The organism is Kineosporia sp. NBRC 101731, assembly GCF_030269305.1.
Classification (GTDB): Bacteria; Actinomycetota; Actinomycetes; order Actinomycetales; family Kineosporiaceae; genus Kineosporia.
Window position 1 is genome coordinate 194,635 of the sequence record NZ_BSTC01000004.1, and the last position, 15,277, is coordinate 209,911.

At 69.8% G+C, this 15,277-nt stretch carries 16 protein-coding genes; 5 read left to right on the forward strand and 11 right to left on the reverse strand.

The annotated features are described in order from the left end of the window. Positions 1–3 precede the first annotated feature (3 nt). Positions 4–606: a hypothetical protein gene (locus QSK05_RS13770; protein ID WP_285597560.1), complete on the forward strand. Its 603-nt coding sequence runs from the start codon at positions 4–6 to the stop codon at positions 604–606. Positions 607–627: 21 nt separating this feature from the next. Here QSK05_RS13770 and QSK05_RS13775 read toward each other — a convergent pair whose 3' ends face one another. Continuing rightward, positions 628–1,134, reverse strand: a complete 507-nt coding sequence (locus tag QSK05_RS13775) for a hypothetical protein (protein ID WP_285597561.1) — start codon at positions 1,132–1,134, stop codon at positions 628–630. Positions 1,135–1,237: 103 nt separating this feature from the next. Here QSK05_RS13775 and QSK05_RS13780 point away from each other — a divergent pair, with 103 nt between their 5' ends. After that, complete coding sequence (locus QSK05_RS13780; RefSeq protein WP_285597562.1) at positions 1,238–1,855, forward strand: nucleotidyltransferase domain-containing protein; 618 nt, start codon at positions 1,238–1,240, stop codon at positions 1,853–1,855. On the opposite strand, the gene QSK05_RS13785 is transcribed toward QSK05_RS13780, so the two are convergent. The 10 genes from QSK05_RS13785 to QSK05_RS13830 all read right to left on the reverse strand — a co-directional run bounded on the left by QSK05_RS13785 (position 1,813) and on the right by QSK05_RS13830 (position 11,560). Then, positions 1,813–2,562: a class I SAM-dependent DNA methyltransferase gene (locus tag QSK05_RS13785; protein WP_285597563.1), complete on the reverse strand. Its 750-nt coding sequence runs from the start codon at positions 2,560–2,562 to the stop codon at positions 1,813–1,815. The two genes, QSK05_RS13780 and QSK05_RS13785, sit on opposite strands and share 43 nt — an antisense overlap. Before the next feature lie 167 nt (positions 2,563–2,729). Further along, positions 2,730–3,464, reverse strand: coding sequence for an ABC transporter permease (locus QSK05_RS13790; protein WP_285597564.1), 735 nt, complete (start codon positions 3,462–3,464; stop codon positions 2,730–2,732). Then, complete coding sequence (locus QSK05_RS13795) at positions 3,461–4,216, reverse strand: ABC transporter ATP-binding protein (protein WP_285597565.1); 756 nt, start codon at positions 4,214–4,216, stop codon at positions 3,461–3,463. The genes QSK05_RS13790 and QSK05_RS13795 overlap by 4 nt, the downstream gene beginning before the upstream one ends. Before the next feature lie 191 nt (positions 4,217–4,407). Continuing rightward, entirely contained in the window at positions 4,408–5,493 is a 1,086-nt protein-coding gene (locus QSK05_RS13800; protein ID WP_285597566.1) for a LacI family DNA-binding transcriptional regulator, read from the reverse strand. Positions 5,494–5,583: 90 nt separating this feature from the next. Continuing rightward, positions 5,584–6,321 (reverse strand): cupin domain-containing protein, encoded by a 738-nt coding sequence (locus QSK05_RS13805; protein ID WP_285597567.1) that lies wholly within the window; start codon positions 6,319–6,321, stop codon positions 5,584–5,586. Then, complete coding sequence (locus tag QSK05_RS13810; protein ID WP_285597568.1) at positions 6,318–7,217, reverse strand: DUF6807 domain-containing protein; 900 nt, start codon at positions 7,215–7,217, stop codon at positions 6,318–6,320. Before QSK05_RS13810 ends, QSK05_RS13805 begins: the two co-directional genes overlap by 4 nt. Next, positions 7,214–8,335 (reverse strand): Gfo/Idh/MocA family protein, encoded by a 1,122-nt coding sequence (locus tag QSK05_RS13815; RefSeq protein ID WP_285597569.1) that lies wholly within the window; start codon positions 8,333–8,335, stop codon positions 7,214–7,216. The genes QSK05_RS13810 and QSK05_RS13815 overlap by 4 nt, the downstream gene beginning before the upstream one ends. A gap of 81 nt (positions 8,336–8,416) precedes the next feature. Further along, positions 8,417–9,739, reverse strand: a complete 1,323-nt coding sequence (locus QSK05_RS13820; RefSeq protein ID WP_285597570.1) for an ABC transporter substrate-binding protein — start codon at positions 9,737–9,739, stop codon at positions 8,417–8,419. Continuing rightward, the gene (locus QSK05_RS13825) at positions 9,739–10,653 is read right to left on the reverse strand and encodes a carbohydrate ABC transporter permease (protein ID WP_502879756.1); all 915 of its coding nucleotides are present in this window, start codon (positions 10,651–10,653) and stop codon (positions 9,739–9,741) included. Before QSK05_RS13825 ends, QSK05_RS13820 begins: the two co-directional genes overlap by 1 nt. Further along, positions 10,643–11,560, reverse strand: a complete 918-nt coding sequence (locus QSK05_RS13830) for a carbohydrate ABC transporter permease (protein ID WP_352301391.1) — start codon at positions 11,558–11,560, stop codon at positions 10,643–10,645. The genes QSK05_RS13825 and QSK05_RS13830 overlap by 11 nt, the downstream gene beginning before the upstream one ends. A 328-nt stretch (positions 11,561–11,888) precedes the next feature. Between QSK05_RS13830 and QSK05_RS13835 the strand changes: the two genes are divergently transcribed. The 3 genes from QSK05_RS13835 to QSK05_RS13845 are packed head-to-tail and all read left to right on the forward strand — an operon-like array spanning position 11,889 to position 15,156. Continuing rightward, complete coding sequence (locus tag QSK05_RS13835) at positions 11,889–13,085, forward strand: Gfo/Idh/MocA family protein (RefSeq protein ID WP_285597572.1); 1,197 nt, start codon at positions 11,889–11,891, stop codon at positions 13,083–13,085. Further along, complete coding sequence (locus QSK05_RS13840; RefSeq protein WP_285597573.1) at positions 13,085–14,266, forward strand: dihydrodipicolinate synthase family protein; 1,182 nt, start codon at positions 13,085–13,087, stop codon at positions 14,264–14,266. Before QSK05_RS13835 ends, QSK05_RS13840 begins: the two co-directional genes overlap by 1 nt. Continuing rightward, the gene (locus tag QSK05_RS13845; protein WP_285597574.1) at positions 14,263–15,156 is read left to right on the forward strand and encodes a sugar phosphate isomerase/epimerase family protein; all 894 of its coding nucleotides are present in this window, start codon (positions 14,263–14,265) and stop codon (positions 15,154–15,156) included. The genes QSK05_RS13840 and QSK05_RS13845 overlap by 4 nt, the downstream gene beginning before the upstream one ends. Positions 15,157–15,277: the final 121 nt, after the last annotated feature.

A 15,277-nucleotide genomic window follows, 5' to 3' on the forward strand; every position in this document is an offset into this window, starting at 1 on the left:
ATCATGGTCGATCCCCGGAAAACCCTTGTCTGCCTCCTCCTCGGCGCGGGGCTGGTGGCCTGTGGTGACGAAGAGCCGAGGAGTGCCGCGCAGGACGCGCAAGCACCCCGAACTCTCTGGGACGCACTGGGAACCGTCAGCTACGACTTTCCCGTGTACGGCACCGTGCCGGGCCTCGTCGATGCCTCGGACCTGGCCGTCGTGGGCGACGTCGTGGATGTGCGCGCCGGGAAAACGCTGGGCGCGCCCGACACCCCCGATGCCGTTCAGACATCGCATCTGGTGATCGACGTAGAACGCGTGCTGCAGGCACGGCCGGGCCACCGGCCGCGGCAGGTGGTCCTGGCCATGACCACCCCCATGGGGCAGGACGCCGCGTCCCTGGCCGAGCTGGCCGCTGCGCAGGAGCAGAGCATCTTTCTGCTCACCGAGACCGGGAGCCCCGAACTGTACGGCCCCACCAGCGGGGACGGCATCGTCATAGCGACGGCCACGGGTGCGGCCTTTCCCCTCGTCGAGGGGGAGACAACGGCCCTCACCGAAGCGTCCCGAGGATCTTCCCTGCAGGAGGTGGCCGCACGCGTACGGGCAGCCGGCGCACGCTGAGGAGCACGCTGAGGCGCGCGTTCAGGCGCCCTCGAGCAGAACCCCCGGCCGCCGGGCGACTTCGGCCGCCGCCGGGCCGATCCGGCCGCCCTCGTGCGGCTGCGTGACCGACGTCAGCGCGCGCCAGATCTGCTCGATCTGGGCGTCGAGCACCGATGTCGCGTCGTAGCGCACCGCCAGGCGCCCGGCGTGCAGGGTCTCGCCGGTGAAGGGGCCGCCCGGCTCGTGCCGGGTGGCCTGCACCTGGACCAGGGCCCTCACCCCCAGGCCGGGCTCAGAGGTGACGCCGGCCCCGACCAGCGCGCCGTCGGGAGGCTGCGCCCCGGCGGGCAGCGGCAGAAAGCTCTGCACCCCGCTGCCACAGGTCATGGCCTCGTCGGCCGCGGCGTGCGCGTGCACCTGGTACAGGCCCCGTGGGCCAGCCGGGCTGCACATCCACCAGGCGCCCGGCAGGGCGTCCCGCACCCGGGAACCGAACGCGCGCAAGTCGTCGTCCAGCAGCCAGAGGCGGGTCGTTCTCGTCGTCACGCCGCCAGTTTCCCAGTCCGTGCGGAACGCTGCGGCGCAGGTCCCGGCCCGGCGGGCAGACGAGCCGGCGCCGGACCACCGGCGCGTGCAGCATCATGATCCGATGGTCGCGCCCGATGCCCCCGACGTCCCCGACGTTGACGGCCCCAGGGCCCCGCTGACCGTCCCGCAGGTACAGGCGCTCTTCGGCGCCCTGACCGTTCGCTGGTGGCTCTCCGGCGGTCACGCGATCGATCACCGCCTCGGCCGGGTGAGCCGCGAACACGGAGACATCGACGTCAGCACGCTGCGCCCGCTGCTGCCGGCCCTGCTCGAACGGCTGCCCGGCACCCTGGTGCCGTTCGCCGCGATGTCCGGGCGGGTGCGTCCTCTGTTCCAGCACCTCGACGACCCATTGCTGCACAACATCTGGGTGCACGATCACCTCACGCATCGGTGGGTTCTCCAGATCAACCTCGAAAACGGGGACGACGAGCACTGGGCCTACCGTCGTCACCCGGACATCACGCTGCCGTGGCACCGTGCCGTGCAGCCCGTGGCCGGTGTACCCACCGGAACCCCCGCCACCCAGCTGCTGTGGAAGGCGAAGTCACCGCGGGCCGTCGACGAGCACGACCTCGCCGTCACGCACCTGTCTACGGAAGAACAGGCCTGGCTCCAGAACTCGATCCGTGCCGCTCATCCCGACTCCCCCTGGGTCTTGCGCCATACCGACACCTGACGTTCGCTGTCGGCGGTGAACGGTGTGCCGTCCCAGTCCTGGAGCCGCTGTTCCAGCGTCATACCGGCCAGCTGCGCCATCAGGTCGAGCTCGGAAGGCCACACGTACCGGAAGTGATGGTCGCCATAACGGTAACCGCCGTCGGGCTCCCGATGGAAGTGGTGCGAGGTCGCCTGCTGGGTGACCAGATCGAACGTGTCGAAACCGGTGTGTGTCTCGCTGATCTCGAACGGCACCCCGACCTGGCCCGGCGGCAGGCGGCGCAACGGTGGCACCAGCACCTCGATCACGAACCGCCCGCCCGGCACCAGGTGCCGCGCCGCGTTGGCGAAACACCGCACCTGCTCGGCCTGCGTGCGCAGATTGCCGATCGTGTTGAACACCAGATAGACGAGCGTGAACTCACCCTCGACCACGGTGGTGGCCATGTCCCCGGTGACGACGGGCAGCTCGGCGGCGGAGATCTTCTCGCGCAGCTTGGCGGTCATCGGCGGCGACAGTTCGATCCCGGTCACCGGCACGCCCCGCCGGGCCAGCGGCACCGCGATCCGGCCCGTGCCGCTGGCGAACTCCACCGCCCGCCCACCCGCGGCCTTCTCGACCAGGAAATCCAGCACCGGGTCGATCTTTTCGTCCGAGAACATCTCCCCCGAGAGATCGTCGTAGTGCTCCGCCTGATCCTGGGTCCAGAGGTCGCTACTGGTCATGGGAGCCATCCTGGGCGAACCCACGGGCCTTGGCGAACGGTTTTCCGGCGATCAGGGCCCGGCCGGGCCGCCGCCCCTCACGACTGCGTCAACGGCACCGTGCTGTTCCGCGCTGTTCCGCGCTGTTCCGTGCAGGTCCTCACGGTCAGCAGGACGGAGCCCCTGGCTCACGGCGTGCGCCGGCGGAGTGTGGCCGCTCCCAGGATCACGAGCCCCAGGACGAAGCCGGCAACGATCAGGACGTCTTTGAGCACCGACCCGGTGGCCTGCGCCGATGTCGTGATCGTGGTCATGGCGTCGATGGCGTAGGACAGCGGCAGGATGTCCGACACCTGGGACAGCCCACCGGGTAGGTCGTCGCGGGGTACCAGCAGACCGCACAACAGGAACTGGGGAACGATGACGGCGGGAAGAAACTGCACCGCCTGAAACTCGCTGCGCGCGAAAGCACTGATGAACAGGCCCAGAGCAGTGCCGAGCAGCGAGTCGACCGTGGAGACGACGACCAGCAGCCACAGCGGGCCGGCGACGTCCAGGCCGAGGACCTGGACCGAGAACGCGGTGGCGATCAGGGCTGCGGCGATCCCCAGGCCACCGAAGGCCACGGCATACCCGCCGATCAGGTCGGCCTTGGCCAGCGGCAGGGTCAACAGACGTTCCATGGTGCCGCTCTGGCGTTCCCGCAGCGTCGAGACACTGGTGATCAGGAACATCACGATGACCGGGAAGAGAGCCAGCAGAGGGGCACCGATCCGGTCGAACAGGCCACCCCCCTGATAGATCCAGGCCAGCAGACCGATCAGGGCGCTGGGCACGACCAGGAGCATCGCGAGGGTGCGGGGATCGTGCCGGATCTGACGCAGCACCCGGATCGCGGTGGCCAGGGTGAGGGAGATCGTCATGCTCGCGCCCCACCGCTGCGGCCCGCTCGATCGACCAGCGTCAGGAAAGCCGTGTCGAGGTCGGAGGCACCGGTGCCGGTGAGGATGTCGGCCGGCGTCCCGTCCCCCAGGACCCGGCCCTCCCGCAGCAGGATCAGCCGGTCGCACCGGGCGGCCTCGTCCATCACGTGGCTGGAGACGACGATCGTGGTTCCGGCCTCGGCCAGCGCCCGGAACAGCTTCCACAGTTCCCGGCGCAGCACCGGGTCCAGGCCGACGGTCGGTTCGTCCAGCACCAGCAGTTCCGGTGTCCCCGCGAGCGCCGCGGCCAGGGACACGCGCGAATACTGGCCGCCGGAGAGCCGATCGACGCGGCGGTGTGCCTGCTCCTCCAGATCGACCACTGCCACCAGACGATTCACCTCCGCCTCCCGCCTCCTGCGGGGAACACCGACCACGGCGGCGAAGTAGCGCAGGTTCTCCGCGACGGTGAGGTCCCCGTAGACGCTCGGGCTCTGGGTCACATAGCCGATCCTGGCGCGCAGCGCCGGATGACCGGCGGGCAGACCGAGAACCCGGGCCGAACCGCCGGCGACGATCTGGGTCCCGACCAGGGCCCGCATCAGCGTGGTCTTGCCGCATCCGCTGGGGCCGATCAGGCCCGAGATCTGCCCGGCCGGAGCCTGCCAGCTGAGGTCCGGCAGCACCACGCGGCGGCCCCGCAGCACCCGTAGCTTCCCGACCTCGATCGCGGGCATCGCCGTGGTGGTCATCTGCGGGACTCCTACGTCTCAAGGATGTGACGCGCCCAATGGCGTGCTCGGCCCGGGGATCCTCGGGCCGATCACCGTCCGGTGGACCGTTCCAGCTTCCGGGTGCCCGAGGTCGAACGGCCAGAGTCGAACGGCCTGGGGCGGCAAGAAACTCGTGGTCGTGACCGCCGAGGCCGGTGAGGGCCTTGTGGTCACCGCTCGATCAGGGCCGAGGCCAGAGTGCGGCCGTCGGCGCGGGGGGTGCTCTCGCGCAGCTGCACGTGACCGGTGACCCGGATGGTCTCGACCGGGGTCCCCGATTCCCGAAGAGCCAGTTCCACCGCGCGCTCCCCCAGTTCCTGCAGGGGCACACCGACGGTGCTCAGGGCCGGGGTGACGTCGCGCAGGGTCTCGATGTCGTCGAAACCGGCGATCGCCACGTCGCGGCCGGCCACCAGCCCCGCCTCCCGCAGCGCCGCCATCGCGCCGACCGCCATCACGTCGTTGACCGCGAACACGCACGACACCGCCGGGGCCCGCGCGATCAGCCGTTGCATCGCCTCGTAACCGCCGTCCCGGGTGAAGGCCGCTCGCAGCACGTTCTCCCGGGCCAGGCGGGTGCCCGAACGCCGCAGGCCGTCGCGGAAACCGGCCAGCCGGTCCTGCGAGGTCAGCATCGCCGGGTCACCCGCGAGCACCGCGAACTCCTGGTGCCCGAGCTCCACCAGCGCCTGGGACAGGGCCTGGGCGCCGGCCCGGTTCTCGATGGCCAGGGTGTCCACGGGCAGCACCGGCTGGGTGATGGCCGCGACCCGTCCGCCGGCCTCGATGTATGCCTCGAACTCCTCGATCAGGCGCGCGGTCGCGACCTGGTCGGAGGTCCGGCTACCGACCAGCACGATCGCCCGCGCCCGCTGCCGCCGCAGCCGGGCCACACTCTCCAGTTCGGCCCCGGCACGGCGCCCGGTGGTCGCGATGGTGACCGCCAGGCCCTGGTCCTCCGCCCCCTTGATCACCCCGGCGGCGATCGAGGAGAAGTAGGGGTCGGCGATGTCGTGCATGACCAGGCCCACCGAGTCGGTGCGGCCGCGGGCGACGGCCTGGGCATTGGGGTTGGGCGCGTAGTCCAGGCGCCGGGCGGCCTCCAGCACCCGCTCGCGCAGGTCGTCGGCCACCCGCCGGTTCTTGCTGCCGTTCAGCGCCCGCGACGCGGTGGCCAGCGAGACCCCCGCGAGGGCAGCCACGTCGGCGAGCGTCACCAGGGCCACGCCGCCGGAGCTTCTGTCGAGGTCACGCATGGCACTGATTGTGCCGCAGAGTAGTCAGAGTAGTCAGGGCCCTCAGCCACCGTCACCCGGTCCTCCCGATCCTCCCGATCACCGTCCATGTCAGGCGTTCGGGACGGGGTAGGCGTTCAGGTAACCGCACATGCCGAGCGTCACCTGCTCCGGTCGTTGCGTGCGCGACACCGTGGCCTCCCGCAGATACGTGTGGTCACCGGCCGCCAGAGCGTCCAGTTGCGCTGCGGTACGGGCAACGGACGCGGCGGCACCCGCGGCGAGGATCCCTCGCCAGTCGTCGAGTACGGGTTGCACCAGACGGCTTGAGGACGCGTGGAACGCCTCCAACGGTTTCGGGTCACCGGCCTCGAACGCCTCCCGCAGTTCCCGGAAACCCACGACGGCCAGGTCACGCCGCCGGCGGGCCCGGTCGGCGGAGGGAGTGCCGTCCGGGCCCGTCAGGTCGCGCGCCCTCCGGTAGGTCTCCCGGTCGGCCAGGTGAGCGGGCGGGAAGGTGAGCACGGCGTCGCCGGCCTCGGGCAGGCCCGAGTTCTGCATCAGCACGAGTACCTGCAGGTCACCGTCGTTGATCGCCCGGTGGATCGTTCCGGGGGTGAACCAGACCACGTCGCCGGCGCCCAGCGGCTGCTCGCTGAACCCGTCGAGGGTCAGCGTCTGCAGCCGGCCCCGCCCGGAGATCACCAGATAGGCCTCGGTACAGCACAGATGCAGGTGCGGTGAGCCACCGCACAGGCCGTCGAGCGCTTCCCAGGGATACACCCGCAGCGCACTCAGACCCACGCTCCCCGGAAGGGGGGCGTCGTGCGTCCCTGATTCCGAACTCACTGGGCCACCCGCGAAAGGTAGCTTTCGATGGCGTCTTTGGACCAGGCGCCGTCGGCGATGACGAACCGGTGCGCGAGGATGAGGGTCTCCCCGGGGGCCAGCACGATCTCCTGGTGGAAGGCGGGCGAGGGCGCGACCGCCGGGAACGGGTCGTTGCGCACGAACCACGTCAGCGAACCGTGCGAGGTCTCCCCGGCCACCGCGAGAATCGTCACCTCCCCGTCGATGTCGTCGTTCTGCCCGGTGTAGGCCAGCCACGCCGACTCCGTGCCCATGGCCTGCGCACCGGCCCCGTCCGCGGCCAGCACCGCACCGCCGGTGAGGTTACGCGGGCCCCGCCAGAACCAGCCGGTGTAGCCGGCGTTCTCGCGGCCGTGGGTGGTCGGGCTGCCCAGTTCGAGGTCCGCCCCGCGAATGTTGGTGAGCTCGCTGCGCACGTCGATCACGTACGACCCGGTCGTGGCGTCCACCGAGTGCACCCGCAGGCGACGCCGCTCGGACACCCATTCCTCGCCTCCCTGCGTCACCCAGGTCAGCTCCTCGTTCAGGGTGAGCTCGGTGCCGTCGTGATCGATCGTGTCGAAGGCGTCGTGCCGCATCCCGCCGACGTTCTCCAGCGGGAGGTAACCCTCACCGTGCACGTAGGTGTTTCCGCCCCAGAAGTTCTGGCCCGACACGTGCGACCAGGTCATCTGAAGACCCTTGTGCCAGCGGTGGTCCCACGGCCGGTAGGCCGACACCAGAGCCCCTGACAGCGTCCGTAGCGGGTGCAGGTACGGCTTGGGCGCCTCGAACTGCGGCATCTCCTCGCCGTACACGTAGCGCAGGATCTCGACGGCCCCGACCCCGATCCCGATGCTGTGGCCGTGCCGGTGGTCGATCGTCAGCTGGGTCATCGGGCGACCTCCGGGGTCGTGCCGGGACGTGCGGGCCGGTACTGCCCGCCGCCGTCGAGCTGGGTGTAGAAGGGGTTTCCGGGTCTCAGGTCCTCGCGCCGGACCGGCTGACCGGTGATCGCCGACTGGTAGAGACCGGTGACCAGTTCCAGGCTGCGGCGGCCGTCGTGACCGCTGGCGGGCGGGCGCGACCCGGCGTCCATCGCGTCGAGGTAGCTCTTCAGCTGGGCCGTGTGCGAGCTGGCCTCGTCGGTCGGCGGGGCCCAGGCGGCACCGTCCACCCCGTCGCGGGGCGTCCACGTCCAGTGCGAGTTGTCGTACCCGTACAGGTGCGAGACCTCGACCGTGGCGTCGGTGAAGTCGAACCGCAGGTAGCTCTCCTGCCGCGGCGAGAGCACGCTGTTGACCACCGAGGCCAGCGCGCCGCTCTCGAACGAGACCGCGGCCACCGACACGTCTTCGGTCTGCACGTCGCGATCGAGAGTGCCCATCAGTGAGCGGATCTCGTGCCAGTCGCCGAGCAGCGAGAGCATCAGGTCCATCTGGTGGATGCCGTGGCCCATGGCCGGGCCACCACCCTCGGTCTCGAACTTCCCCCGCCAGGGCACGGCGTAGTAGTCGTGGTCGCGGTACCAGAGGGTGTGGCAGATCGCGACGTGCGGGCGCCCCAGCGTGCCTTCAGCGACCTGCTGCCGCAAGGTGTTCGCGGCCGAGCCGAAGCGGTGCTGGAACACGTAGCCGACGTACGGACCGGCCTGATCGTCAGCGCTTTCGGCCGCCGCCAGCTCGTCGTACTCGGCCAGCGACAGCACCGGGGGCTTCTCACACCACACCCAGGCCCCCGCCGCGAGGCTCGCCAGAACGGCCTCGCGGTGGGCGCCGGGCGGGGTGCACACCGTCACCAGGTCCGGGTGGACGTCGGCCAGCAGGGTCGCGAGGTCGGTGAACACGGCCGGCACCCCGTGCTCGGCCGCGAACGCCGCCGCACGCGCCCCGTCCAGGTCGGCGACCGCGACGACCTCCGCCCGGTCGCCCAGAGCCCTGACCGCCCCGGCGTGGGCCGCGGCGATGGCCCCGGCCCCGACGATCGCGACCCGGTACTTGCTCCCGCTCGGCATATTCCGTGTCCTCCCGGTCGTGCTGGTCAGTGCTGTTCGCTGCTGGCTACTGGCTACTAGCTACTAGCTACTGGTGACCGGTTACTTGGCATTCTCGACCGAGGCGGTCAGCTCCTCGACGTACTTCTTGCCCGCCTCGGCCGCGGACTGCCGGTCGAACAGCACCTCCTGCATGTACCGGGCGGTGAGGTTGTTGATGTCGCTGGCGCCGGCCGGGGTGAGCGCCGGCGGGTCGGCGACCACGGAGGCCACCTTGTCGTTGTACGCGGCGGCCAGCTCCGACGTCGGGTCGAGGCTGGGCCGGATCGCCTTCAGGGTCGCCTCGTTGGCCGGGATACCGCGGTCGGTGCCGAGGATCTTGGCGGCCTCGGTGTTGTTCGTCAGGTAGTCGACGAACTTCGCGGCCTCGGCCGGGTGCTGGGTGCCCGCCGAGATCGACCAGTACATCGACGGCTTGTAGTAGAAGCCCGGCGCGCTGCCCCCGGCCGCCTGCGGCAGCTGCAGCAGCTTGAAGGTCTCCTCCTTCGTGGCCTCCTGCAGCGACGAGATCTGGGTGTTGTAGTTGAAGTTGATCGCCTGCTTGCCCAGCACCAGCCAGGTCTGGTTCAGCGGGGCGGTCAGCTGCTCGGCCGTCGACTCCGCCGAGGGCTGGCCCTTACCGGCCAGCTTGCGGTTGAACTCCCACATCTCCGCGGGAATCGCCGGGTCGAGCACGACCTTGCCCTCGTCGTCGAAGAGCGCACCGCCGTGCTGGCGGGCCCAGATGGTGAGCAGACCGGCCTCGGTACCCAGCGCACCGGAACCGACCACGTCACCGCCGGAGGCCTCCATGATCTTCGCGGAGATGTCGGCGAAGTCGTCCCAGGTCCAGCTGGTGTCGTCGGGCAGGTCCACGCCGTACTTGTCGAACAGCCGGGTGTTGACCACGGCCGACAGCGAGCCGTTGCCGATGGGCAGCGCGTACTGCGTGCCCCCGGCCTGCCCGGCGGCCAGGGAGATGTCGCTGAAGCCGTCGGTCTTCAGGAACTCCTTGGTCTTGCCCAGGTCGAGCAGCGAACCGCGGTCGGCGTAGGTGCGCAGGTACAGCTCGTCCATCTGCACGATGTCGGCGGCGTCGCTGGCCGCGAACGTGGTGGCCAGCCGGTCCCAGTACCCCACCCAGTCGGCGAACTCACCCTTGATCTTGATCTTCGGGTTCTCCTTCTGGAACGCGTCGATCACCTTCTGGGTGACCTCGTGACGCGCGTCCGAGCCCCACCAGGTGAACCGGAGTGTCACCTCCTCGTTGGAGAGGGCGACGTCGGTGTCTTCGTCCTGGCTGACCCCACAGGCGGCCAGGCTCAGGGCGGAGAAGCCCGCGAACGCTCCGCCGAGCAGTGTCCGGCGGGAGAAGGGGGTGGTCATCACTTGCCTCCGGTGGTGGCGATGCCCTGGATCAGGTAGCGCTGACCGAGCAGGAACGCCAGGAAGATGGGGACGAGGGAAACGACGCTCATCGCGAACAGAGCGCCGAAGGAGCTGTTCTCCTGGGCATCGATGAACGAGCGCAGCGCGACCGGCACGGTGTACAGGTCCGGGTCGGTCAGGAAGATCAGCTGGGTGAAGAAGTCGTTCCAGGTCCAGATGAACGTGAAGATCGCCGTGGTCGCCAGCGCCGGTGTCATCAGGGGCAGGATGATGCGCAGGAAGATCCGGGCGTGCCCGGCACCGTCGATGCGCGCCGCCTCGTCCAGCTCCCGGGGGATGCCGCGGATGAACTGCACCATCAGGAAGATGAAGAACGCGTCCGTGGCCAGCAGTTTCGGGGCGATCAGCGGCACGAACGTGTTGATCAGGTCGAGGTTGGCCCACAGGATGTACTGCGGAACGATCACCACGTGCACCGGCAGCATGATCGTCAGCAGCATGATCGCGAACGCCGTGCGCTTGAACGGGAACTCCAGCCGGGCGAACGCGTACGCGGCCATCGAGCACGACACCAGGTTCCCGACGATCGCGCCGAGCACCACGATCGCCGAGTTCAGCAGGTAGCTGCCGAACGGCTGGGCCAGGGCGTTCCAGCCGTCCGGATAGTGCGAGGTGTCGAACGTGTTGACGAAGATCCCGTAGCTGCTGAAGATCTCGTTGTCCGGCCGCAGTGAGCTGGCAACCATCCACAGCAGCGGGTAGAGCATCACGAACGCCGCGGTGATCAGCAGTGCGTGCCGCAGTACCGAGCGCAGGCGAGATCCGTTGCTGCGGCGCGGAATTGCTCTCGGAGTCGGTGGTTTCGGCGGTGGCGCGGCTACGGGCGGAGCCACCGAGGCATCAGTTGTCATAGAACACCCAGAATTTCGAGGCCCAGAAGTTGATGGCCGTGAAGACCGCGATGATGAGCAGCAACAGCCAGGCGAGCGCCGATGCGTAGCCCATGTTGAAGTTCACGAATCCCTGTTGGTACAGGTAGAGCGTGAAGAACAGCGTCGAGTCGGAGGGACCACCACGACCGTCGGACACGATGAAGGCCTGGGTGAAGGACTGGAAGGCCCCGATGAGCCCGAGCACGAGGTTGAAGAAGATGATCGGCGAGAGCATGGGCAGCGTGATGTTGCGGAACTGCTGCCGGCGCGAGGCACCGTCCACCGACGCCGCCTCGTAGAACTCCCGCGGGATCTGCCGCAGCCCGGCCAGGAAGATGACCATCGGCGCCCCGAAAGTCCAGACGTGCAGCAGGATCAGCGTCGACAGGGCGGTCGAGGGCTGAGATATCCAGCCCGGTCCGTCGATGCCGAACAGCGACAGGAACTGGTTGAACAGCCCGTCGACACCGAAGACCCGCTTCCACAGCACGGCCACCGCCACGCTCGAGCCGAGCAGCGAGGGCAGGTAGAAGATCGAGCGGTAGAGCGAGAGCCCTCGCAGACCCCGGTCCAGCACCACGGCCAGCCCGAGGGCGACGGCCAGCTGGATCGGGGTGGAGACGAAGACGTAGACCATCGTGACGGTCAGGCTCTTCGCCAGCCGGGTGTCGTCCAGCATGCGCTGGATGTTTTCCAGACCGGTGAAATTTGCGTTGCTGAGCAGGTTGTAGTCCGTGAAGGACAGATACAGCGACATCAGCATCGGGCCGGCCGTGATGGCGACCAGTCCGATGATCCAGGGTGCCAGGAAGACGATAGCCGCCTTCCCGTCGTGGGTCTTCACTCCTTGACCCTTGCGCCCGGAGCGCCCGGAAGGCTTTCTCAGCGTCCGGATCTCACTGACCACACTCAAGGCCGACCTCCTTGCCTGCCAAGCGACGTTGCTGCAGGGAAAGCGCTATCCAGCGCGGACCCAGTGAAACAGCTCACGCGGATTCGGGCAATGCCCTTCTCCCAACTTTCCGGCGCCAACCGGACATCTGCCGTTCACCGTCTGCTGGTGGGAGCAAGCGTGCGACGAACGGTCGTGCGGCTGTTGACCCTCGCCGCCGGTGGTGCCAGTCTGCTGGAAAGCGTTTACCACGAGGTCGTCGGCGGGCCGCCTGCCGACGACCCGTTTCCCTGTGCGCGAAGCCATCGAACGAGGAGTCGGCATGGCACACGACCCCATCGGCATCATCATGAACGGCGTCTCCGGGCGCATGGGCTACCGCCAGCATCTGCTGCGCTCGATCCTCGCGATCCGTGAGGACGGCGGCGTCCTGCTCGCCGACGGCACCCGGGTCCAGGTCGAGCCACTGCTGGTCGGGCGCAGCGAGGACAAGCTCGCGCAGATCGCGAAGAAGCACGACATCGCCGACTGGACGACCGATCTGGACGCCGCCCTGAGCGACCCGCGCTGGAGCGTCTACGGCGACTTCCAGATCACCAGCGCCCGGGTCCCGGCCCTGCGCAAGGCGATCGCGGCGGGCCGGGCGATCTACACCGAGAAGCCCACCGCCGGAACCCTGGACGAGGCCCTGGAGCTGGCCGGGCTGGCCCGGGCCGCCGGGGTGAAGAACGGCGTGGTGCACGACAAGCTCTACCTGCCCGGCCTGCGCAAGCTCGCCCGGCTGGTGGAGTCCGGGTTCTTCGGGCGCATCCTGTCGATCCGCGGCGAGTTCGGCTACTGGGTGTTCGAGGGCGACTGGCAAAGTGCGCAACGCCCCAGCTGGAACTACCGCAGCGAAGACGGCGGGGGCATCGTCGCGGACATGTTCCCGCACTGGAACTACCTGCTGGAGAATCTGTTCGGACCGGTCGAGGCGGTGTATGCACGGGCCGTCACGCACCTGCCCAGCCGCACCGACGAGCAGGGCCGCCCGTACCCGGCCACGGCCGACGACGCCGCCTACGCGGTGTTCGAGCTGGCCGGCGGCGTGGTGGCACAGCTGAACTCCAGCTGGGCGGTGCGGGTCAACCGCCAGGAGCTCGTGGAGTTCCAGGTCGACGGCACGCACGGCAGCGCCGTGGCCGGGCTGTTCGGCTGCCGGGCCCAGCACCGCACGGCCACCCCGAAGCCGGTCTGGAACCCCGACCTGGCCGAGACCCACGACTACGCCGCCGACTGGGCACCGGTGCCGGACAACGATGTGTTCGGCAACGGCTTCCGTGAGCAGTGGGAGCAGTTCCTGCGCCACGTCGCGGACGACTCCCCCTACCACTTCGACCTGCTGGCCGGTGCCCGTGGTGTGCGGCTGGCCGAGGCCGGGCTGGAGAGCTCACGCACGGGCCGGCGCATCGAGCTGGCCCCGCTGCAGACCAGCGGCCCGGACGTGAGCCCCGGCACCTCGACGGTGGGGGCCCTCTGATGCCGTTGATCGCCACCCTGGCCCCCGACGGGACCACCGGGAACCAGGAGCTGAGCGACGCCCACCGGTTCACGCGTCCGGTGGCACCTCTGAGGTCACGCGTGGTGTACGCCGCCGCCCACGTGGTGCCCCGGGTGGCCGGCGACAACGTCCCCGGCGCTCCCGCCGACATCGACTGGGACGCCACCCTGGCGTTCCGGCGTCACCTCTGGTCGTGGGGCCTCGGGGTCGCCGACGCGATGGACACCGCGCAGCGCAACATGGGGCTCGACCCCGTCGCGGTGCGGGAGCTCATCGCCCGCAGCGCCGCCGAGGCCGTCTCGGCGGGCGGCGCGCTGGTGGTCGGGGTGAACACCGACCACCTGAGTGACGAGGTGGTGTCGCTCGACGACGTCGTCGCGGCCTATCTGTACCAGCTGGAGCACGCCGAGAAGCACGGCGCCGGCGTTGTTCTGATGGCCTCGCGGCACCTGGCCCGGGCGGCCACGTCGGCGGCGGACTACGAGCGGGTGTACCGGGAGGTGCTGGCCCGCGCCGGATCCCCGGTGGTGCTGCACTGGCTCGGCGAGGCCTTCGACCCACAGCTGGCCGGGTACTTCGGGCCGGAACTTGACGTGGCCGGGCGCATCGGCGTGGTGGCCCGCATCATCACCGAGAACGCCGCGCAGGTCCGCGGGATCAAGATGAGCCTGCTCGACGCCGGGCACGAGATCTCGCTGCGGGCCCAGCTTCCCACCGGGGCGGCGATGTTCACCGGCGACGACTTCCACTACGCCGGGCTGATCGCAGGCGACGGGGTGCGTCACTCCGATGCCCTGCTGGGCGCCTTCGCAGCCCTGGGACCGCATGCGTCGGCCGCGGTGCAGGCGCTGGACGCCGGCGACACCGATGCCTACCACCGCATTCTCGATCCGACGCAGCAACTCGCCCGGCACGTGTTCGAGGCGCCGACGTTCCACTACAAGACCGGGATCGCGTTCCTGGCCTGGCTGAACGGGCATCAGCCGGCGTTCACCATGGTCGGGGGTCTGCACGCGGCCCGGGGCCTGCCGCACCTGTCGCGGCTCGTCGAGCTGGCCGACCGGGTGGGGGCCCTCGAGGATCCGGAACTGGCGGCCCATCGCTGGAACCGTTTCCTCGGCCTGCACGGCGTCTGCGTGCCGACGGTGGTGCGGACATGAGCGAGCTGTCGCCGAACCGGCTGTCCCGCCCGTCCCGTCTGTCGCGGTTGTCACTGAACCAGGCCACGATCAAGTACGCCGACCTGGCCACGGCCCTGTCGGTCACCGCCGGGGCCGGGATCGACGCGATCGGGCTGTGGCGCGAACCGGTCGCCGCGGTCGGGCTGGCGCAGGCCGCGCAGATGGTCGCCGACTCCGGCCTGCGGGTGTCGAGCCTGTGCCGGGGCGGGTTCTTCACCGCGTCCTCACCGGATCTGCGGCAGAAGGCGCTGGACGACAACCGCCGGGCCATCGACGAGATCGCCACGCTGGCCGAGGCCGGCGCCCCCGGCTCGGCGCCGGTGCTGGTGCTGGTCGCGGGCGGTCTGCCCGAGGGCGACCGTGACCTGGCCGCCGCCCGGGGCCGGGCGGGCCAGGCCGTCGAGGACCTGGCCGCGCACGCCGCCGGGGCCGGGGTGGTGCTGGCCGTCGAGCCGATGCATCCGCTGTACGCGGCCGACCGGGGCGTGATCTCGACGCTCGGGCAGGCGCTCGACCTGGTCGCCGATCTGCCGGCGCAGGTCGCGGGCGTGGTCGTGGACACCTTCCACGTCTGGTGGGACCCCACGCTGACGGCCCAGGTCTCCCGGGCCGGGGCGCAGGGGCGCATCGCCTCGTACCAGGTGAGCGACTGGATCACGCCGTTCCCCGGGGACGCCCTGCTCTCGCGCGGGATGATGGGAGACGGGCACATCGATCTCGCGTCCTTCACCCGCCAGGTGCTGGACGCGGGGTACACCGGCGACATCGAGGTGGAGATCTTCCACCAGGAGATCTGGGACGCCGATCCGGGCCAGGTCGCGATCCGCACCGCGAAGGCCTTCGGCGAGAGCGTCGGGCCAGGGTTATAACGGTCCGTATTCCGTGGCCTTTCGGGCACCCGTCCTCGGCGTCAGCTGCGGGGGCGGGTGTCGTCCATCACTGCTACACGACGTCTGAGGCCTTTTGTCCCCGTCAAAGTATTCGTAAAGG